The 17,426-nt window shown below is 19.9% G+C and carries 19 protein-coding genes and 6 tRNA genes; 14 read left to right on the top strand and 11 right to left on the bottom strand.

Features of this window, described 5'->3' with window-relative positions; translation table 11 throughout:
• Nucleotides 1-87: 87 nt before the first annotated feature.
• From BTSPAZIEG_RS02025 to BTSPAZIEG_RS02015, 3 genes are all read left to right on the top strand, one after another.
• Nucleotides 88-161, top strand: a tRNA-Arg gene (locus tag BTSPAZIEG_RS02025).
• A 27-nt stretch (nt 162-188) separates the two neighbouring features.
• Nucleotides 189-261, top strand: a tRNA-His gene (locus BTSPAZIEG_RS02020).
• A 65-nt stretch (nt 262-326) separates the two neighbouring features.
• Nucleotides 327-400, top strand: a tRNA-Pro gene (locus BTSPAZIEG_RS02015).
• 12 nt (nt 401-412) lie between these two features.
• Here BTSPAZIEG_RS02015 and cyaY read toward each other — a convergent pair.
• Nucleotides 413-724 (bottom strand): iron donor protein CyaY, encoded by a 312-nt coding sequence (gene cyaY, locus BTSPAZIEG_RS02010; RefSeq protein ID WP_075472958.1) that lies wholly within the window; start codon nt 722-724, stop codon nt 413-415.
• A 60-nt stretch (nt 725-784) separates the two neighbouring features.
• Here cyaY and dapF point away from each other — a divergent pair, with 60 nt between their 5' ends.
• On the top strand, nt 785-1,630 hold the full coding sequence (gene dapF, locus BTSPAZIEG_RS02005) for a diaminopimelate epimerase (protein WP_075472956.1): 846 nt from the start codon (nt 785-787) through the stop codon (nt 1,628-1,630).
• 286 nt (nt 1,631-1,916) lie between these two features.
• Entirely contained in the window at nt 1,917-3,467 is a 1,551-nt protein-coding gene (locus BTSPAZIEG_RS02000; protein WP_075472953.1) for a hypothetical protein, read from the top strand.
• Nucleotides 3,468-3,613: 146 nt separating this feature from the next.
• On the opposite strand, the gene BTSPAZIEG_RS01995 is transcribed toward BTSPAZIEG_RS02000, so the two are convergent.
• A complete protein-coding gene (locus BTSPAZIEG_RS01995; protein WP_075472951.1) occupies nt 3,614-4,357 on the bottom strand; it encodes a ferredoxin--NADP(+) reductase in 744 nt (247 codons plus the stop codon).
• 188 nt (nt 4,358-4,545) lie between these two features.
• Between BTSPAZIEG_RS01995 and zapB the strand changes: the two genes are divergently transcribed.
• Nucleotides 4,546-4,830 carry a cell division protein ZapB gene (gene zapB, locus BTSPAZIEG_RS01990; RefSeq protein WP_082252452.1) on the top strand — a complete coding sequence of 95 codons (285 nt, stop codon included), beginning with the start codon at nt 4,546-4,548 and terminating at the stop codon, nt 4,828-4,830.
• A gap of 153 nt (nt 4,831-4,983) precedes the next feature.
• Here the strand turns inward: zapB and hslU are convergent, their stop codons facing one another.
• Together hslU and hslV are read right to left on the bottom strand one after the other, a co-directional pair.
• On the bottom strand, nt 4,984-6,318 hold the full coding sequence (hslU, locus tag BTSPAZIEG_RS01985; RefSeq protein ID WP_075472947.1) for an ATP-dependent protease ATPase subunit HslU: 1,335 nt from the start codon (nt 6,316-6,318) through the stop codon (nt 4,984-4,986).
• A gap of 14 nt (nt 6,319-6,332) precedes the next feature.
• Nucleotides 6,333-6,863 (bottom strand): ATP-dependent protease subunit HslV, encoded by a 531-nt coding sequence (hslV, locus tag BTSPAZIEG_RS01980; RefSeq protein WP_075472945.1) that lies wholly within the window; start codon nt 6,861-6,863, stop codon nt 6,333-6,335.
• 326 nt (nt 6,864-7,189) lie between these two features.
• Between hslV and rpmE the strand changes: the two genes are divergently transcribed.
• Nucleotides 7,190-7,393, top strand: coding sequence for a 50S ribosomal protein L31 (gene rpmE, locus BTSPAZIEG_RS01975; protein ID WP_075472943.1), 204 nt, complete (start codon nt 7,190-7,192; stop codon nt 7,391-7,393).
• 246 nt (nt 7,394-7,639) lie between these two features.
• Here rpmE and BTSPAZIEG_RS01970 read toward each other — a convergent pair.
• A tRNA-Gly gene (locus BTSPAZIEG_RS01970) sits at nt 7,640-7,712 on the bottom strand.
• 258 nt (nt 7,713-7,970) lie between these two features.
• Between BTSPAZIEG_RS01970 and miaA the strand changes: the two genes are divergently transcribed.
• From miaA to rplI, 4 genes are all read left to right on the top strand, one after another.
• Nucleotides 7,971-8,906, top strand: coding sequence for a tRNA (adenosine(37)-N6)-dimethylallyltransferase MiaA (miaA, locus tag BTSPAZIEG_RS01965; RefSeq protein WP_075472941.1), 936 nt, complete (start codon nt 7,971-7,973; stop codon nt 8,904-8,906).
• Nucleotides 8,907-9,154: 248 nt separating this feature from the next.
• Nucleotides 9,155-9,508, top strand: a complete 354-nt coding sequence (gene rpsF / locus BTSPAZIEG_RS01960) for a 30S ribosomal protein S6 (protein ID WP_075472939.1) — start codon at nt 9,155-9,157, stop codon at nt 9,506-9,508.
• 93 nt (nt 9,509-9,601) lie between these two features.
• Nucleotides 9,602-9,829 (top strand): 30S ribosomal protein S18, encoded by a 228-nt coding sequence (gene rpsR, locus BTSPAZIEG_RS01955; RefSeq protein ID WP_075472937.1) that lies wholly within the window; start codon nt 9,602-9,604, stop codon nt 9,827-9,829.
• 47 nt (nt 9,830-9,876) lie between these two features.
• Entirely contained in the window at nt 9,877-10,329 is a 453-nt protein-coding gene (gene rplI, locus BTSPAZIEG_RS01950) for a 50S ribosomal protein L9 (RefSeq protein WP_075472935.1), read from the top strand.
• A 27-nt stretch (nt 10,330-10,356) separates the two neighbouring features.
• Here rplI and BTSPAZIEG_RS01945 read toward each other — a convergent pair.
• Nucleotides 10,357-10,429, bottom strand: a tRNA-Ile gene (locus tag BTSPAZIEG_RS01945).
• 147 nt (nt 10,430-10,576) lie between these two features.
• Here BTSPAZIEG_RS01945 and BTSPAZIEG_RS01940 point away from each other — a divergent pair.
• Together BTSPAZIEG_RS01940 and sbcB are read left to right on the top strand one after the other, a co-directional pair.
• Nucleotides 10,577-10,649, top strand: a tRNA-Asn gene (locus BTSPAZIEG_RS01940).
• 40 nt (nt 10,650-10,689) lie between these two features.
• Nucleotides 10,690-12,108: an exodeoxyribonuclease I gene (sbcB, locus tag BTSPAZIEG_RS01935; protein ID WP_082252451.1), complete on the top strand. Its 1,419-nt coding sequence runs from the start codon at nt 10,690-10,692 to the stop codon at nt 12,106-12,108.
• Nucleotides 12,109-12,140: 32 nt separating this feature from the next.
• On the opposite strand, the gene BTSPAZIEG_RS01930 is transcribed toward sbcB, so the two are convergent.
• Nucleotides 12,141-12,389 carry an oxidative damage protection protein gene (locus BTSPAZIEG_RS01930; protein WP_075472933.1) on the bottom strand — a complete coding sequence of 83 codons (249 nt, stop codon included), beginning with the start codon at nt 12,387-12,389 and terminating at the stop codon, nt 12,141-12,143.
• Nucleotides 12,376-13,410, bottom strand: coding sequence for an A/G-specific adenine glycosylase (mutY, locus tag BTSPAZIEG_RS01925; protein ID WP_075472931.1), 1,035 nt, complete (start codon nt 13,408-13,410; stop codon nt 12,376-12,378). Before mutY ends, BTSPAZIEG_RS01930 begins: the two co-directional genes overlap by 14 nt.
• 139 nt (nt 13,411-13,549) lie before the next feature.
• Here mutY and trmB point away from each other — a divergent pair, with 139 nt between their 5' ends.
• Complete coding sequence (trmB, locus tag BTSPAZIEG_RS01920) at nt 13,550-14,266, top strand: tRNA (guanosine(46)-N7)-methyltransferase TrmB (RefSeq protein WP_075472929.1); 717 nt, start codon at nt 13,550-13,552, stop codon at nt 14,264-14,266.
• 26 nt (nt 14,267-14,292) lie between these two features.
• Here trmB and BTSPAZIEG_RS01915 read toward each other — a convergent pair whose 3' ends face one another.
• The 3 genes from BTSPAZIEG_RS01915 to dnaB all read right to left on the bottom strand — a co-directional run bounded on the left by BTSPAZIEG_RS01915 (nt 14,293) and on the right by dnaB (nt 17,348).
• A complete protein-coding gene (locus BTSPAZIEG_RS01915; RefSeq protein ID WP_075472927.1) occupies nt 14,293-15,417 on the bottom strand; it encodes a hypothetical protein in 1,125 nt (374 codons plus the stop codon).
• An 85-nt stretch (nt 15,418-15,502) separates the two neighbouring features.
• Entirely contained in the window at nt 15,503-15,931 is a 429-nt protein-coding gene (ruvX, locus tag BTSPAZIEG_RS01910; RefSeq protein WP_075472925.1) for a Holliday junction resolvase RuvX, read from the bottom strand.
• A 34-nt stretch (nt 15,932-15,965) separates the two neighbouring features.
• The gene (dnaB, locus tag BTSPAZIEG_RS01905; protein ID WP_075472923.1) at nt 15,966-17,348 is read right to left on the bottom strand and encodes a replicative DNA helicase; all 1,383 of its coding nucleotides are present in this window, start codon (nt 17,346-17,348) and stop codon (nt 15,966-15,968) included.
• Between the last annotated feature and the right edge of the window lie 78 nt (nt 17,349-17,426).

Below are 17,426 nucleotides of genomic sequence, written 5' to 3'. Positions count from 1 at the left end.
TAGATTTTTATTAAATAATCTATATAATAAAAGAAAAATAATAATAAAGATATATAATGATTATTTAAAATTAAATTTTCTTTTTATACGTTCGTAGCTTAATTGGATAGAGCATTACTTTCCGAAAGTAAAGGTTTCAGGTTCAAATCCTGTCGAACGTAAAATTTTTTTAAAAAATTATTTTTTTGGTGGTTATAGCTTAGTTGGTAGAGCTCTGGATTGTGATTCCAGCGGTCATGGGTTCGAATCCCATTGACCACCCAAAATTTTTTTTGAATATTTAAAAGATTATATTTTATTATTTATTAAAAATTTTTTTAAAAATTCGGCGAATAGCGCAGTTTGGTAGCGCAACTGGTTTGGGACCAGTAGGTCAGAGGTTCAAATCCTCTTTCGCCGATAAAAATTTTTTTTATTTTTTTTTTTGAGTATAGTATAAACAAATAAAATTTAAAATTTTAAATAATTTTTTTTTTGTTCGAATACATCTCCATAAATTTTTATTATATTCAAAATGATATCCTTGTTTATAAGTTGCCATCCATAATTGATTTAAATATTGTTGAGTAGTAAAAATTATTTTTTTTAAGTTTGAAAATTCAATAGTTAAAATGTTTTCATGTTGTATGATTTCAATATCATAATTTAAAAATTTTTTTTCAATTTTTTTTTCAATTTTTTGATATGTTTTTTGGATTATTTGAAAAAATTTTTTTTTATTCATAAAATTTTATTTAAGATTTTTTTAATTAATTAATTTTTTATTTTTTTAAAAGGATACAAAATGTTTTTGAAAAAGAATATGCTTAAATTTTCAAAAATGCATGGTTTAGGTAATGATTTTATGGTAGTTGATACAATTAATCAATCTTTTTTTTTTTCAAAAAAATTAATTAAAAAGTGGTCAAATCGAACACGTGGTATAGGTTTTGATCAATTATTAATTTTAGAACCATCTAATTGTGTACAGTTTGATTTTTTTTATCGTATTTTTAACTCAAATGGCCTGGAAGTTGAACAATGTGGAAATGGTGCAAGATGTATTGGATTATATTGTTTATTAAACAATTTATTTTGTAAAAAAAAAATTATTTTAAAAACTCAAAAAAATTTTTTATTTTTAAAAATTTTACAACATAATATCATTGAAGTAAATATGGGTATTCCTTGTTTCTCTCCAAAAGATGTTTTTTATAATTCCTCCAAAAAAAAATTATATTATAATGTTAAAATTTTAAATAATATATATACAATGAGTATTGTATCTTTAGGAAATCCTCATTGTGTTATTTTAGTTTCTGATTTAAAAAATTTTCCTGTCCAAACTGTTGGGTCAATGCTGTCAAAACATAACGATTTTTTATATGGCGTTAATGTTGGTTTTATGCAAATTATTAATTCAAAAATAATTCATTTACGTGTTTATGAACGTAACACAGGAGAAACTGAATCTTGTGGAAGTGGCGCGTGTGCGGCTGTTGCAATAGGAATACGTAATAAATTATTAAATTCTAGAGTAAAAGTATATTTACCAGGAGGTATATTAACCATTTCTTGGATCGGAGAAGGAAAATGTTTATATATGCAAGGTTCAGCCACACATGTATATGATGGAAAATTATTGTATTAAATGATTTAATTATGTTTTTATTAAAAATAAAAAAATATAATAAAAAATATTTTTTTTAAAAAAATGTTTATAATTTTATATTTTTAAATTTTTTTAAAGCTATATAAAATTTTGTTAAAATATTTTTTATTTTTAATTATTTAAAACAAGATTTTTTTATAAAACATAGTTTTGTAAAATTTAAAATATGTTATAATAATAAAAATTTTGAAGATTTTTTAAAAAATTTTTTATATAAATAATTTTGTTTTAATAGTTTTTTTGTTATAAAAGGATATAAAATTTTATGTCATCTATTTTAATTCGAAATCCAATGTATTCATATTTTCCTCCTACAAAGTTAAAAAATAAAAAAAAAGAAGAATCTATAAAAACTTCTAAAAAAACAAAAGAATTACACTCAAATTCTGTTATGTTATCTGAAAATGATAATCTTGCGTTACATCTTTCTCAATTAAAAAAAAAAAATAATATTTTTTTAAATTTTAATAATGAGACAATGATTTCAAAATCGAAAAAAAAAGAAATTCAAGAAAAAAATAAAGATTTAAAAAATAACAGTACAGAAAAAAAACCTCCGATTATTAATGATAAAGATTATAAAATTGAATTTTTTACTAATTTGCCAATAAAAGAAATTCAAGAAAAAAATGAACATTTAGAAGATCATAGTTCTGAAAGAGATGATGATATTATAATAAATGAAAAATCTAGTAATGTCGAACAATTGAGTAATGAATCTACACAAAAAATTCAAGAAAAAAATAAAGATTTTGAAGCGCATAGTGTAGAAAGAGATGATTTTTTTACATATGATGAAGATTGTCAAACTCAATTTTTAACTGAAAAACAAAAAAAATTATTAGAACAATCTACATATCAGAAAAAATCTTTTTTAGTAAAAAATCCTGTTAATGATGTGTTAAAAAAAAATTTATCTGAAGGAAACTATTTAAATGCATTTTTAAATTCTGGGGCAGATATTTTAAATGTTCCTAAAATTTCATGGAAACCATTTGCTAGAGGGGTATCTGTTTTAATGTCTTGGTTTAAATCATCTAAAACAGAGGCACCGAACAGTTCGTCTAAAGTATATAATTCATCTACATCTAAAACAAATGATGAAACAGAAGTCTTGAAAACATCTGCAAATAATCAAAATATTTTTTCTTCTAATGAAACAGAAAATCAAAAAATAGAAAATCCTATATATTCTGATCTTTCAGCGCTTTCAGAACAACATAAATTTTCAGAAAAAAGTCTTGAAAGAAAAGCAGCTGTAGATCATCCTACTAGTACACATCAAAAATCTTGGAAGAATTTAAGAGCAACAAACGTTTCTATTAATACTGCAATTACATCAAAATTATTACAAAAAGAATATAAAAATTTATTAAAAACTCCTGCTTTAGATATGCGATTTTTAAGTACTATGGATGATTCGTATTATACTATAAACGGTAAATCTGCTACTAATGAAAATCCTCACGATGTATTAGATTTAATTCGTAAAGAAATTCCAAATTTTCAAACTCAGCAATTAATTTCTAGTTATACTCATTCTGGATTATTAGTAGAACCGTTAAAACAATTACAAATACGTTATCCTGATTTAAGAACTGAAGAAATTTTTGATATGTTCACTTCATACAATATTCGAAAATCTGATCATGATAAAGTGCATATAACGATTACGCGTACAGTAGATATTCGTCCTCCAGAAGATGAATTAGAAAATTTTGATATAGAAAAACTTCAATCTTATGGTTTACGTACTGATATGACATTAACTAAATATGCAAATCCAACCTTAAAATATTCATATTTTGTTTCTTAATTTTTTAATTGTATTTTATTATTTTTTAAAAATTGATTCCTATGCTGTTTTGTAAGAATCAATTTTTATTTTTTTAAAAGAGACAAATAGAGATATAAAAAATATTTGTATATTTTATTTTTTTTTTATAATATATATTTTATAATTTACCAATATTTTTCTATTGTAACATGTCCAGGTTTGGAACGTAAATTTTTGTTCATATTACGATATTTTTTTAAAATATGTTGTGTTTCTTGAATCATACCGGGATTTCCACATAACATTACATGTGAATTTTTTGCATTTAGTTGAATTCCGACAGAATTTTCTAAAACAAAATTTTTAATTAAATTTGGAATTCTTCCAAATAAAAATTTTTTATTTTTTTCTTGACTTAGAATGATTTGAAAAAATAAACGATTTTGATATAAAATTTGTAATTTTTTTAATAAAAACAAATAATTTAAATCATTTTCAAATTTTACTGCATAAATTACAATAATTTTTTTAAATTTTTTTAATTTTAGTGAATTTTCTTGTAAAATAGATAGAAAAGGTCCAATTGCAGTTCCTGTAGCAAACATCCATAGATTTTCACAAATAGGTATTTCATCTAAGGTAAAATATCCTGAAGATTTTTTAGTAATAAAAATTTTTTTTAACTTCATGTTATATAAAAAATTTGTAAAAACACCATTTGGTACAAGAAGAATATAAAATTCTAAATTTTTATTTTTTGGTGCATTAACAAAAGAATATGCATTTTGTATTCTTTTATTTTCTTCGGTAATAAAAGACAATTTTGTAAATTGACCAGCTTTAAAAGGTAAAATTGGTGCTGTTAAGATAATTGTAAATAATTTTTGATTCCATTTTTTAAATTTGATAATTTTTGTTTGAAGCCACATGAGAGTTTAATCCTATTTTTATAAAAAATTATATTCGTTAAAAAGATATTGATATTTTTTTATAATGTATTAAAAAAAATAAAAAATATTTTTTTTAAAAAAATATTTTTCTTTAATATATTTTTTTTAAAATATTTTTAAAGTATAAATAATTATAAATTATATTTTACATATTTTTTACGTATTTTATGTTTCGAAAAGGTGATCGAATGTTTTCAGAAGTTTTTATTAAATTAGAAAAAAAAGTACAAATTGCAATTGATACAATTTTGTTTTTAAAAAATGTTATAAAAGATTTAAAATTTCAAAAAGAAAATTTAAAAAAAGAAATTTTAAAAATTAATATTTTAAAACAAAATATTGAAAAAAAAAATGAAATATTAAAAACAGAACAAAAAGACTGGAAAAATAAATTAAAATTATTATTAACAGAAATTGAAATTCAAAATATTAATATTTCTGAAAGTGAATAAATGTTATTTAAAAAATATTTTTTGTTTTTTTATAAAGAATTTTTATCTCTAATATTAATAAATTTAATTTTGAATAAAATATTGCCTATCATAGACGAAGGTCTAAGATCGGCAATTCGATTATGTAAAATAAAAGAAATTTTGAATAATTTTTTATAAAATAAAACGACTTAAATCAGGATTAATTAATAATTTTTCTAAATTTTTTTGTACATATTTTTGATCAATAATAATTTTTTTTCCTTGATTTTCTTTACAATTATAAGAAATATCATCCATTAATTTTTCTAATACTGTATATAATCGGCGCGCACCAATATTTTCAATTGATTCATTAATTTGCCATGAAGCTTCTGCAATTTTTTGAATTCCATCTTCAGTAAAAAAAACATCTATTCCTTCTGTTTTAAGTAAAGCTTGATATTGTATAGTAATTGATGCTTTTGTTTCTGTTAAAATTTTTTTAAAATCTTGAATATTTAAAGGTTTTAATTCGACTCGAATGGGTAATCTTCCTTGTAGTTCTGGAATTAAATCGGATGGCGTGGACATTTGAAATGATCCAGAAGCAATAAATAAAATATGGTCAGTTTTTACGCTACCATATTTTGTAGAAACTGTACATCCTTCTATTAAAGGTAATAAATCTCGTTGAACACCTTCTCGAGAAATTTCAGCTCCAGAAGAGGTAGATGTTTGTTTACAGATTTTATCTATTTCGTCAATAAATACAATACTGTTTTGTTCAACTTCATGAATAGCTTTTTTTTTTAGTTGTTCTAAATTAATTAATTTAGATGATTCTTCTTCAGATAATAATAATAAAGCTTCTTTAATTTTTACTTTTTTTGTTTTTTTTTTTTGTCCACTTAAATTATGAAATAAAGATTGTAACTGATTTGTTAACTCTTCCATTCCAGGAGGTGACATGATTTCTATCCCAATAGGTGGAGAGGATATTTGTATTTCTATTTCTTTATGATTTAATTCTCCAGATTGTAATTTTTTTCTAAAAATTTCAATTGTTTTAAGAGGAATTTTAGAATTTGATTGTGTATTGGGGTCAATTTTTGGTGTTGGAACTAAAATTTTTAAAATTTTTTCTTCTGCTAATTTTAATGCATATTTTTTATTTTTTTTAATTTTCTTAGTACGTACCATTTTAATAGCTAATTCTATTAAATCTCGAATAATGGAATCTACTTCTTTTCCAACATATCCCACTTCAGTAAATTTAGTTGCTTCTACTTTTATAAAAGGAGCATGCACTAATTTAGCTAATCTTCTAGCAATTTCTGTTTTTCCTACGCCAGTTGGTCCAATCATTAAAATGTTTTTAGGAGTAATTTCAGATCTTAGATCAGAGTCTAATTGCATTCTTCGCCAACGATTACGTAAAGCGACAGCAACTGCGCGTTTTGCATTTTTTTGACCAATGATAAATTTATTAAGTTCTTGAACAATTTTTTTAGGAATCATTTCTGACATTTTTTTTCCTTTTTTTATGATTCTGAGTTGAGTTCTTTAATAGTAAAATTGTTATTTGTATAAATACATATTTTAGATGCAATTTTTAAAGATTTTTTTACAATCGTATATGCAGATAAATTAGTATTTTTAATTAATGCATATGCCGACGCTTGTGCATAGTTTCCTCCAGAACCTAAAGCAATAATATTATTTTCTGGTTCTATAACATCTCCAGTACCTGTAATGATTAATGAATTTTTTTTGTCTACAACTGCTAATAAAGCTTCGAGTTTTCTTAATATTCGATCCGTTCGCCAATCTTTTGCTAATTCTACTGCCGCTCTTTTTAATTGTCCTTGATATTTTGCTAATTTTTTTTCAAAAAGTTCAAATAATGTGAATGCATCTGAAGTACTTCCTGCAAAACCTGCTAAAACTTGATTTTTATACAATGAACGAATTTTTTTTACATTATGTTTCATAATAGTATGACCTAATGTAGCTTGTCCATCTCCTCCTAATACTACTTTGTTTAATGTTCTAACACTAAGAATAGTTGTCATATAATGGCTCTTTAAAAATTTTAAAAAAAAAATTGATATTTTAATATGATTATTATTAAATAATAGCAATAATTATAAAAATTTTTTTCTGATAATGTTGTATTTTATATATTTTAATTTATAATAAAAAGTGTACTTTTTTAAAAAAATGTTGTTTCAAATATATTTTTTAAATTTTTTTATAAATTGTTTTTGAAAAGTGATGAAATTTTTTTAAAAAAATTTTACAAAAAAATTTTAAAATATATTGTATATATAATTAAAATTTTATAAATAAAAAAAATATAAAAATTTTAATTTTTAATAATATATTATTGAGTTATCTTATGAAAAAAAATATTCATCCTTTTTATAAAAAAATTTTAGTAACTTGTTCATGTGGTTTTAAATTACATATTTTTTCAACAAAAACAGAAAATATTAATTTAGATATTTGTTCACAATGTCATCCTTTTTATACAGGAAAGCAAAGAACAATGAATACAGGTGGAAGAGTTCAAAAATTTCAAAAACGTTTTAGTTTATTTTAATAATATTATGAAATTTTTGTATAAATAATATTTTAAAAAACATGATTCTATAATACAAAAAATTTATAGAATTATGTCATTTTAATTATATTATATGAATGATATTTAATAAATATATAGTATTAGAAAATTAAATTTTTTTATAAAAAATAAAAAAAATTTAATATTGTTTTTTAAGGATATTTTTTATTTGAATGTTTTTTTAAAAAAATATTTAAAAATATTTTTAAAATTTTTAAAATATATAGCGAGAAACGAGATTTGAACTCGTGACCGCAACCTTGGCAAGGTTGTGCTCTACCAACTGAGCTATTCCCGCAACATTAATATTTAATATTATATAAATTATTTAATATTTTGCAAGTGTTATTTAAAAAAATGTTTTTTATAAGAACGAAATCTTTTTTTATAATAAAAATTTTTTAATATAATTTTAATAAAAATTTTTTTATTTTTTTTTTATGATAAAATAATATAAAATATTATAAAAAAAATAAAAATATTTAAATTTTTTATAAAATTCAATATTTTTATAAATTTTTTAATAACGAATTGTTTGAATGATGTTTAATCTCTTATGAAAATAAAACCAATTATTTTTTTTTTAATGGGACCTACTGCTATTGGTAAAAGTTTTTTATCTATACAATTAAAAAAAAAATTTTCAAATTTAGAAATTATTAGTGTAGATTCAAAATTAGTATATCGAGGTTTAGATATTGGAACTGATAAACCAAATTCTAAATTATTAAAAATTATTCCTCATCATTTAATAAACATCTGTAATCCTTCTGAAATTTATTCAGTAGCGCAATTTAGAAAAGATGCTTTAAAATCAATTCGACAAATTATATTACAAAATAAAGTACCTTTTTTAGTTGGTGGTACGATGTTATATTTTAAAATTTTACTAGAAGGATTATCTAAATTACCTGCTTCAAATATTAAGATACGTTCTTATATTTTTTATGTATTATGTCATGGAAAAATTGATTTATTATATCAACGTTTAAAAATATATGATCCAATTATGTGTCATAAAATTCACTTCCATGATACAAATCGTATTTTAAGAGTTTTAGAAGTATGTTATATAACAGGACAAAAATTTAGCGATTTAATAAAATCTAGAAAAAAATCTTTTCCATATAAAGTTTTTCAATTTGGTTTATTTCCTAGAAATAAAAAAGAATTATTTAAAAAAATTATAATGCGTTTTGAATATATGTTGAAAAATGGATTAGAACGAGAAGTAAAAAATTTATTTTTAAAAAAAAATTTAAATCTTTCTTTACCTTCTATTAATAGTATTGGTTATAAGCAGATGTGGTTGTATTTACAAAAAAAAATTACGTATCAGAAAATGTACGATAGTACTATTCAATCTACAAAAAAATTAGTAAAACATCAATTAACTTGGTTAAAAAAATGGAAAAATTTAATTTCTATACAAGTAAATACTTTAGAACAAACAAAAAATTTTTTAAATATTTTATTTAAAAAATATTTGTAAAAAATGTTAATATAAAAATTTTCTAAAAAATAATATATAGATTTTAAATTTTTCAATTATTATTTATTTTAATATTAAAATATTTTTTATAAAAAATATTTTTATGATTTAAAAATTTTTTATAAAAATAAATAGTTAATTTTTATATAATTTTTTTTAAAAAAAATTTTATAATAAAGAATAGAATTGATATTTATAAAAAATTATAAATTATATTTTACTAAAAATTTTGAATAAGAGAAAAATTTATGCGGCATTATGAAATAGTTTTAATAATTAATCCTGAAAAAAGTGAGAAAATAACACAGATTATAGAATTTTATAAAAATTTTATTATAAAAAAAAATGGAAAAATACACCGTTTTGAAGATTGGGGTCGTCGTTCTTTAGCTTATCCAATTAAAAAATATCAAAAAGCTCATTATTTGTTATTTAATATTGAATTAAAAATATTAAAAATAAAAGAATTAGAAGAACATTTTAAGTTTAATGAAAACATTTTAAGAAATTTTATTTTAGTAGTTAAAAAAAGTATTACAGAAATGTCTCATATGTTAAAAAATCAAGAAGAAATAAAAAAACGTGTAAAAAATCCAATATAAAATTTTAATTGTAAAAAATTACATAATTTTTTTATGTAACTGAGAAATTTAAAAATATATTTATTTATATAATTTTTATACAGGAAAAAAAATATGATACGTTATTTTCGTCGACGTAAATTTTGCCGATTTACTACTGAAGGTATTAAAGAGATAGATTATAAAGATTTAAATATATTAAAAAATTATATTACTGAAAGCGGAAAAATTGTTCCTAGTCGTATTACTGGTACAAAAGCTAAATTTCAAAGACAATTATCAAGAGCTATTAAACGTGCTCGTTATTTAGCATTAATTCCATATACTGATCAACATCAATAATTTTTTTAATATTTTAAAAATTTAATATTTTATAAGGATTTTTTTATATGAAAATTATTTTAATTAATTCAATTAAAAATTTAGGAAAATCTGGTCAATTAAAGACTGTAAAAAATGGATATGCAAGAAATTATTTATTTCCAAAAGAATTAGCTATTTTAGCAACTCCAGAAAATATTTTAAAAATGAAAAAACAAAAAATAATATATGAAAAGAAAAAATTATTTTTTATTTCAGAAGCTAAAAGAAAAATTAAAGAAATTAAAAAATTAGGAACTATTATTATTTTTGTAAAATCTAATACTCAAAAAAAAATTTTTGGTTCTGTAAATGCATCACAAATTTCTAAAAAAATTACACAATTAGGTATTGTAGTGAAAAAAAATGAAATTAAATTAAATGATGGTTTATTAAGATATTTAGGAGATCATTTTGTGACTTATGAACCTTATAAAAATATTAATATAAATATCAAAATTTCTATTTTATGTAAAAAATAATGTTTTTATATATTAAAAAAAATTTTTTGGCCCCTGCTGGAATTGAACCAGCGACCTAACGATTATGAGTCGCTTGCTCTAACCTCTGAGCTAAGGGGCCTGAATATTAAAAAATTATAATTTAATTTTTTTAATTATGCAAGTGTTTTATAAAACAAAATGTATAAAGAAGAAAAAATTTTTTTAAAAAAAATAAGATTGCATATTTAAAAAAAATATTATATAATTTTTGAAATTGTAAAATTTTTCCTCTGTAGTTCAGTTGGTAGAACGGCGGACTGTTAATCCGTATGTCACTGGTTCGAGCCCAGTCGGGGGAGATAAATTTTTTATTTTTTTAATTATTAAAGTGTTTCAGATATGTTATTTAAAAAATTTATTATTTATGATTATGAGACATATGGATTAAATGTTTCATTAGATAAAGTTTCTCAGTTTGCCTGTCTTGAAATTGATAGTAATTTTAATATAATAAAATCTCCAATATCAATTTTTTGTTATCCTCCATTAGATTATATTCCTGATGTTTTTTCTATTTTTATTACTAAAATTTTGCCACAATATGCATATTTTTATGGAGTTAATGAATATTTTTTAGCAAAAATTATTTATAAAATTTTTACTCAAAAAAATATTTGTATTTTAGGATATAATAATATTTCTTTTGATAATTTAATTACTAGAAATATTTTTTATAGAAATTTTTTAGATCCTTATGAATGGGAATGGAAGCATGGTAATTCAGTTGGTGATATATTACAAATTTTAAGAACTTTTTATATTTTAGAACCTAGTTGTTTATTATGGCCTCGAAATATTTTAGGAAATATAAGTTTTCGATTATCGGATATTACGCAGTTAAATAAAATTCCTCATCTTTCTGTTCATAATGCGTTATCAGATGTTTTAGCTACTTTTTCTATTTTTAAAATTTTAAATTCTCATAATCAATATTTACTACATTCAATTTTAAATTTATATAACAAAAAAAAATTATGGAATTTTTTTTTAAAAAATAAAAATAAACCTTTTTTTTATATTTCTAATGTATTCGGATCTCAAAATAATAACATTGGGGTTGTATGTTTTTTAATGATTCATCCTTTAAACAAAAATATAATTTTAGTATATAATTTGCAATATAATCCGCAATATTTATTTATTTTTTTAAAACAGTATTTACATACAAAAGAGGTTTTTAAAAATTTATTTAAATTAGGAGTTTTTAGTATTTCTTTAAATAAAAAACCTATTGTTTTATCATATAAAAAAATTACAACATCAAATTGTATTCGATTAAAATTAAATTATTTATTATTTCAAAAAAATTTTTTTATTTTAAAAAAAAAAAATATTATTTTAATTTTAAAAAAAATTTTTACTCAAAAAATTATTTTTAAAAATTTTAAAAATGTTGACTTAAAACTTTATGATAATTTTTTTAATTCTTTTGATAAAAAAATTTTGGAAAATTTTTTTAAAATATGTAGTTATCAAATTCCTGGTGAAAAATTCAATAAAAAATTTCAAGATTCAAGGTTATCTGAATTATTTTTTAGAATGCGCGCAAGAAATTTTTCAAATACATTACTTGAAGTTGAAAAAAATAAATGGAGGAAACATTGTCAATTTTTTTTAAAAGATTTTGATTTTTTAAAATTTTTTAATAATATAGAAATGTTAGAAATAAAATATAAAAATAATCCTCAAAAATATAAATTGATTAAAAAAATTTTATTTTATGTTCAAAAGAAAATTTTTTTAATACAAAATTTATAATTTTTTTAAATAGTATAATTATTCAATATTTTTTATGTTTTTTTCCAAAAAAAATTTTTCATATGTTTTTCCAAATATTTTCGATCTTTTAAAGAACACATATTTAGTTTTTTTTCATTAATAATTTTTGTTTGTTTGTTTAACCATTGTTGCCAAGCTATTTGAGAAATTTCATTATAAATTTTTTGACCTAATAAACCGGGATAACATTGAAAATTTAATCCTTCGGAATATTTTTTTAAAAAAGTACAAAAAATTATTCGTTTTTTAACATGATTCATTTTTTATGCAACTTAAAATTTTTTTAATAGGAGTTGGTAATCCAATTTTTTGAGGATTTTTTAGATTAAACCAAAGAGAATTTTTTAAATATTTTTTTTTTATTATTTTTTTTGTAGAAATTTTTATAAAATGCGGGCATAATAAAAATTTTATATGACTAAAAAAATGAAAAAAAGGTAATATTTTTTTTTTTTTATAAAAAATGAGATTATTTTTTTTTTGGAAGGTATTTAAAAAAAATTTAATCATTGGAAAGCAAAATAAATTTGGCCAAAAATTTTTTTTATTTTGTTGTATTAATAAAATTAAAGATTGATATTTGATAATTAATAAAATTAAATTAATTTTTTTTTTAGGTTTTTGAAAATTAATTGAAAAAATATTTTTTTTTTTTTTATAAAAAATACATATTTTTTTTAAAGGACATTTATAACATAGTGGTTTTTTAATTTTACATATTAAAGAACCTAAATCCATTAATGCTTGATTAAATTTTCCAGGATGATGTAATGGAAGTAAATTAGTAATTAATGACCATAATTTTTTTTCTAAAAAATATATAGTTTTAATATTTTGAATATTATAAAATCTAATTAAAATACGTTTTACATTACCATCTAAAATTGGATAACAAAAATTATATGAAAGAGATAAAATTGCACCTGCAGTAGATTTTCCAATTCCTGGTAACAATAATAATTTTTGTATATTTGAAGGAAATTTTTGATTATATTTTTTTACAATAATTTGAGATGTTTGATATAAATAATGTGCTCGTTTATAATATCCTAACCCACTCCATAGATATAAAATATCATTTAAAGAGGCCTTTGCTAATTGATGAATATTTTTAAATTTTTGAATAAAACGTTTAAAAAAAGGAATGACAGTTGTCACTGATGTTTGTTGTAACATAATTTCAGATAACCAAATATAATAAATATTATTTTTTTTTTGCCAAGGTAAATTTTTTCGACCATGTTTATGATACCAATTAAGTAACATTTGTGAAAAATTCATAACATTTGATGTAGATCCTAATATATATAAATGTTTTTTTTTAAAAAATATAAAAATTGATTTTATATAGTATACTATATTTTTTAAAAAAAATTTTTATATTTTTTAAAAATTTTTTAAACTTTTAAGAGTGTTTAATATGTTGAGTTGTGATGATATATTTGATTTTAAAAAAAAAATAACTTTTCAAACAATAAAAAGTTTTGTTTGTCGTAATCGTTCTTTAAAACGATTTCCAATTCAAAAATTTCAATTTTTATGGAAAAAAAATGGTATTAATTTTCAAAAAAAAAACATTAATTTTACAACAATTTTTTCTAATGATTTACCTATTATTTTAAATATTGGTTTTGGAAATGGTAAAGATTTTTGTCAAATGTCTGCTAAAAATACAAATAATAATTTTTTAGGAATTGAAGTATATCGTACTAGTATTTTTTCTTGTTTAAAATATTTACAAAATAAATCTCTTGATAACATGCGACTAGTTTTTCATGATGTATATGATGTTATAAAATATATGCTACCGAATTCTTCAATTTTTATAGTACAAATTTTTTTTCCTGATCCTTGGCCTAAAATTCGACATCATAAAAGACGTTTAATTCAAGAAAATTTTCTTAAAATTATTTTTAATAAAATTATTGTATTTGGTTATATACATATTAAAACTGATAGTTTTTCATATTCACAACATATTCAGTATCTTTTTTTACAACAAAAAAATTTTTTTTCTGCATGTTTAAAAGATAAAATTTTATTATCTTCCTTTTGCATTAAAAAAACAAAATTTGAAAAAAAAAGTATAAAATTAGGACATCAAACTTTTGAACATATTTATCAAATTATTAAATAAAAAAATATATTATAGATAAAAAAATATTATATAAAAAGTTCTAATAAATGATTTAAATTTTTTTGACCATATTTTGTTAATATAATTTTTTTTTTACATAAAATTAAATAATTTAATTTATATGCTTTTTTTAAGATTGGTTTAATAAATTTTATAGAATGATGTGTCATAATTTGAAAATTTTTATAAGAAATTTTTTTAAGTAAAAAAAATTTATTTAAAAAAAATTCAAAAGGTATTTCGTTTTTTTTAACATATATTTTTTTTTTTATATATTTTCCTGATTGATATAAAGAAATTTTTTTATTTTTTATGATACGTAAAATATTAAATTTTTTTAAAGTAATTTTGCTGTGAGCTTGACATCCTAAACCGATAAAATCTCCAAAATTCCAATAATTTAAATTATGCTGACATTGAGATTTTTTTTTTGAATAAGAAAATTTTTCATATTGAGAATATCCAAATCTTTTTAATATTTTACATCCTAAAAATAACATTTTTGAGATATCAAATGTAATTGATAAATTTAATTGAGAAATTATTTTTTTTTCTTTTTTATTCGGAATATAAGGAGCCCATGTAATATGTTGAGGGTGAAATATTAAAATTTTTTTTAATTCAGACAATATATCAGAAAGAGTTTGTTCAGGATATCCATAATATAAATCAATATTAATATTAATTTTTTTATTATACATTTTTTGAAATAGAAATTTTATTTTTTTTTGAGAAAAAGTTGGAATATTTAATAATTTTAAAATTTTTTTGTTTAAAGTCCCTAATTTTATAGATATTCGATTAATACCTAATTTTAAATATTCAAAAATTTTTTTTAAATATAATTTTTGTGGAAAAATTTCTAAAGTAATCTCTATGTTTTTTTTAAATTTAAATTTTTTTAAATTTTTTAATATTTGAAATAAATAATATGGATTAATTAAGAAAAAAATTTTTGTACTAATAAAAATAGAATAAATAGTACGATGAAATAATAAAAAAGAACATTTTTTAAAATCTTGAATAATAGATTCTATATATATATTTTTTTTAAAATTTTTTTTTTTAGAAAAATTTTCAAAATATTTTTTTGGAATATTAATATAAATACTTATATTAGGTTTTATGTATGATTGAGAAAATAATGACATCGTTTTTAGAGTATTTTACGTAAAAAGAAACATAAAAAAATTTTATAAAAAAGATAAAAGAAATTTTTTATATAATATTATATTTTTAAATGTTATTAATATTTTTTTTAAATATTTCTAACCATCCTTCTAAAATTAACACAGCTGACATAGAATGAATATTTTTTTTTTTTAATTCTTTAAATCCTCCTTTTTGAAATAAAATAGATTTTGCAATTTTAGTTGTTAAATATTCATTATGAAGTTTAACAGGAATTTTATATTTTTTTTCTAAATTTAATTTAAAAATTTCAATTTTTTTTGCGATTTTTTGTTTTTTTCCTTTATTGTCAATTGGATAACCTAAAATAAGATATTTTGGTAACCAAGTAAATAATATATTTTGAATTTTTTTCCATTGTATTTTTTTTTTAAAATTGTATAAACTTGGTAAAGGAGTTGCATAAGACAATAAGGTATCAGAAATTGCTAAACCTATATTTTTTACACCATAATCAAATGCTAAAATTATCATATTTTTCCTTATATATTTTATACTGATTACTTTTTTATAAATTTTTTTTATGATGTTCAGGATTTGCATAATTATCAAATCTTGACCATTGACCGTTAAATGTTAGTTTAATAGTTCCAATAGGACCATTTCTTTGTTTTCCGATAATAATTTCTGCTATACCTTTTAATTCGCTATTTTCATTATATAATTCATCTCGATATATAAACATAATTAAATCCGCATCTTGTTCTAAAGATCCTGATTCTCTTAAATCAGAATTTACTGGTTTTTTATCTGCTCTTTGTTCTAACGATCTATTTAATTGTGATAATGCTATAATAGGAATATTTAGTTCTTTTGCTAAAGCTTTTAAAGTTCTAGAAATTTCTGCTATTTCTAAAGTACGATTACCAAATAAAGTAGGAATTTTAATTAATTGTAAATAATCAATCATAATTAAAGTTAATCCATTATTTTCACGATATAGACGACGTGTTCTTGATCTTAATTCATTTGGAGTTAAATTAGATGAGTCATCAATATAAATATTTTTTTTTTTTAATAAAACATTAATTGTACCAGAAATTCGACTCCATTCTTCATCTGTTAATTGTCCAGATCTGATTTTTGATTGATCAACTCGAGATAAAGAAGCTAACATTCGAATCATAATTTGTTCACTTGGCATCTCTAAACTAAAAATTAAAATTGGTTTTTCATATATCATTGCTGCATTTTCACATAAATTCATCGCTAATGAAGTTTTTCCCATTGATGGACGAGCTGCTAAAATAATTAAATCTGATTTTTGTAAACCTGCTGTTTTTTTGTTTAAATCATGATATCCAGTATTAATTCCAGTAATACCTTGATGTGGTTTTTGAAATAATTTTTCAATATTTGAAATTGTGTTTTCTAAAATTTTTTGAATGTTTTGAGGGCCATATTTTTTTTTAATTCGTTTTTCAGAGATTTGAAAAATACTAGATTCCGCATAATCTAATAATTCTGAACTATTACGTCCTTTAGAATGATATCCAAAATCTGCAATATTATTTGCAACAGAAATAATTTCTCTCATAATTGAACGTTCTTTAACAATTTTAGCATAATTAACAATATTCGCAACACTTGGAGTATTTTTAGAAATTTCAGCTAAATAAGAAAATCTTCCAATTTTTTCTAATATATTTTTTTGATTTAAAGATTCTGATAATGTGATTAAATCAATTGGATTTCCTTTTTCTATTAAATTATTCATTTCTAAAAAAATTAATTGATGTTTTTTACTAAAAAAATCTTCTTTCTGAATGTATTCAATAATTATATCCCATTTGTTGTTGTCTAACATTAATCCGCCTAACACCGATTGTTCAGCTTCTAATGAATAGGGAGAAATGTTTAATAATTTTAATTTATTTATTTTTTCAATCATAATAGTAAGAAAATATTCCTATATAAATTATAATAAAATAAATTTTTTATAAAAAATAATGTTTTTTATAAAAAATTT

The organism is Buchnera aphidicola (Tuberolachnus salignus) (assembly GCF_900016785.1).
Taxonomy (GTDB): domain Bacteria; phylum Pseudomonadota; class Gammaproteobacteria; order Enterobacterales; family Enterobacteriaceae; genus Buchnera_F; species Buchnera_F aphidicola_M.
Note: the sequence above shows the minus strand (reverse complement) of the source record. Positions and strands in the feature narration are given on the sequence as shown.